Origin of the sequence: Paraburkholderia atlantica, assembly GCF_009362785.1 — a bacterium.
GTDB classification, from domain to species: Bacteria; Pseudomonadota; Gammaproteobacteria; order Burkholderiales; family Burkholderiaceae; genus Paraburkholderia; species Paraburkholderia atlantica.
The window spans coordinates 1-634 of record NZ_WHNQ01000236.1 but is presented as its reverse complement, the minus strand read 5'-3'; the positions used below and the strand labels follow the sequence as shown (position 1 = coordinate 634).

Annotated in this window: 1 protein-coding gene; it reads left to right on the top strand. The window is 63.4% G+C overall.

Features of this window, described 5'->3' with window-relative positions:
* Positions 1–634 (top strand): transposase (locus tag GCT19_RS42465; RefSeq protein WP_152855133.1); only part of this gene is annotated, 634 nt, incomplete at both ends.

The following is a 634-nucleotide window of genomic DNA, read 5'->3' as shown; positions in this document are numbered from 1 at the left end:
CGCGCAAGCGCAAGAAGCCGGGGTACCGGGTGACGAACGCGCGGGCGTATAACCAGAGCCTGAGAAAGCGCGGCATGATCAGCCTGTATGTGCCGGGCGGCGATCTGAAGGCGCAGCTTATCAACGCAAAGATCCGTACGCCGGGCGTGTCGGGGCGTGAGCCGACCTATACCACGGCGTACATCGAGCTGATCTTTACCTTCTACCGGCTGTTCGGCTGGGGGATGCGGCAGATCACCGGCTATATGGAGGACTACCGGGAGACTCGCGGGCTGGACATCCCGGTGCCCAGCGCCAGTCAGCTGGGCGAACGGTTCGCTTCACTGGAGGTGAGCGTCACGCTGCGTTGCGAACAGCTGGCCCGGCGTCTCGCGCGCGGCGGGACGATCAGTCTCATCGTCGACAGCACGGGATTGAGCTTTGGGCGGGCGAGCCAGTGGTACGAGGAAAAGTACGCCCAGAAGGCCGCGCGCACGCCGTGGCGCAAGATGCATCGGTCGATCGACGCTGACATGAACGTACACGCGATCCGCATCACCACTACAGAAGTATCGGACAGCGAAGGAATGGACGCCGTGCTGCCCGCCGATGTGCCGATGGATCGGGTGATTGCCGATGGCGCGTACTACAGCAT